The 1839-nt window shown below is 61.6% G+C and carries 3 protein-coding genes; all 3 read right to left on the bottom strand.

Features of this window, described 5'->3' with window-relative positions; all coding sequences use genetic code 11:
• Nucleotides 1-2: 2 nt before the first annotated feature.
• A complete protein-coding gene (locus JCM12296_RS34520; protein ID WP_306304191.1) occupies nt 3-458 on the bottom strand; it encodes a type 2 periplasmic-binding domain-containing protein in 456 nt (151 codons plus the stop codon).
• Nucleotides 413-646 carry an FmdB family zinc ribbon protein gene (locus JCM12296_RS34525; RefSeq protein ID WP_054702667.1) on the bottom strand — a complete coding sequence of 78 codons (234 nt, stop codon included), beginning with the start codon at nt 644-646 and terminating at the stop codon, nt 413-415. Before JCM12296_RS34525 ends, JCM12296_RS34520 begins: the two co-directional genes overlap by 46 nt.
• Nucleotides 647-834: 188 nt before the next feature.
• On the bottom strand, nt 835-1839 hold a 1005-nt coding region (locus tag JCM12296_RS34530; protein WP_054702669.1), incomplete at its 5' end, for a tetratricopeptide repeat protein.

Consider the following 1839-nt stretch of genomic DNA (forward strand, 5'->3'; position numbering starts at 1 on the left):
ATTCAACAGCTGGGCGGCCCGGCGCAGGCTGCTGGTGCCCACCCGCGCGCTTGGGGCAACCGCTCCAGCGGCAGCCCGCTGCGCGTGATCAGCACATCCCGGGGTTCCTCGCGTTCGGGGATGGCCCCGATGCACAGGCCTTGGGGAATCTCGGCGGGCATATCCTTCATGCTGTGAACGGCCAGATCGATGCGTCCCTCCAGCAGGGCCTCTTCGATCTCCTTGACGAACAGTCCTTTGCCGCCCACCTTGGCCAGGGGAACGTCGAGGATTTTGTCACCGCGGGTCTTGATGATGGTCAACTGGACCGCAAGCCCCGGATGGTGGTTGAGGAGGGCCGCTTTTACCCAATTGGCCTGCCAGAGGGCCAGTTGGCTGCCGCGGGTTCCGATAATGATGGATTCCCGGGTCATCAATGGCCGCACCCGGCACAACTGGTCGCACTGCAGCCCGTGCACGACGAGGCGCCGGCGGATTTGCTCACGGTTTCACCTCCGCCGCCCTTACTGACGAAGCCGCAGGAAGACATGAACCGGCAGACTTCGTTTGACTTGCACGCCGGACACTGATCCGGCTCACTGCCTCCCAGTACCAGATATTCAAAATCGTGACCGCATCCCTTGCAGTGATACTCATAGATGGGCATGGAACATTACTCCTTGTTCGGTTTTGGCAAAGCGTCCGGCCATCCGTTCCCGGCAGCGTGGCCGTCCACGCTCGCGGCGGTATCCGCCGCAGGGTTCACTAACGTGTCCGTGTATTTCCCGACGACCAGTTGAATTTAATACATTAAGCATGATTGCGCCGTTAACAAGGGGATGCCCGTTTTGCCGTTCAGCCGGCTTCGGCGGCCATCCGGCCTTCCTGGATCGCCTCGATCCGAGGGTGGTCGGGACATCCCAGACGCTCGGCGGCTTCGAATTCGGCCCGTGCCTCGTCGATCCGCTCCAGTTGAAGATACACCTCCCCCAGGGCCACCCGGAACTGGCCGTTGTCCGGCACGAGCCGCACGCTCTGTTCACAGAAAACCGCCGCCACATCCAGGCTTTCCCCAAGCAGACGGTACGATTGCCCCAGGCGCGACAGAACCTCGGCGTCTTCCGGGTTGATTTTGACCGCGTGTTTGTAAGCCTGAATGGCGTCCCGGGTCAATCCCAGATCGTCCAGACAGCGTCCCAAAAGGGCGGCCGCCGGTCCTGAGCGCGGGTTGATGCGCGTCGCTGCCTCAAGGAAAGGCCGGGCTTGATCGGCCTGTGCCAGCGCCATGTGCGCCTGGCCGATATGATAGACCACTTCGAAAATTTCCGGTTCATGCGCATAGGCCTCCATAAAACAAGCCAGTGCCGTCGTGTGCTGGCCCTGACGCAACAGCAGGTAGCCCTTGTTGTAAACGGCCATGACATCATGGGGCGAAAGCTGCATGGCATTTTCAAAAGCCGCGAAGGCATTGGGATAGTCTTCAAGGATCCCGTAGCACACGCCCAGCGAGTTGTAGAGATTCGCATCCGTCGGGTCGAGCTGCAACCCTTTTTTGAATTCAGCCATGGCACCGGCCATGTCGTCGGCCTGGTAGAGGCGGTCACCGCTGATGTTGAGGCTTACCCCATCGAATGGGGTGATGCTCCCGGAGCCGAAAAATGCGCCATGGTCGAGTGCCTTGCGGGCATTTTGGACCGTATCGGCACGGGTCATATCGAGTGTCGGGAAGGTGGCCCAGCCGATGATCACGGGCGGCAAACCGGCCTCCTGGCAGTGGGACATCAGGTCGTCGGCCAGTTCTGCGCCGGCATGGCCGTCGCGTCGGCCAGGGCGCAGGCGAATCGTTGGCGCCCGATGCGC

It is taken from the genome of Desulfosarcina cetonica JCM 12296, assembly GCF_001311845.1.
In the GTDB taxonomy this organism is placed as follows: domain Bacteria; phylum Desulfobacterota; class Desulfobacteria; order Desulfobacterales; family Desulfosarcinaceae; genus Desulfosarcina; species Desulfosarcina cetonica.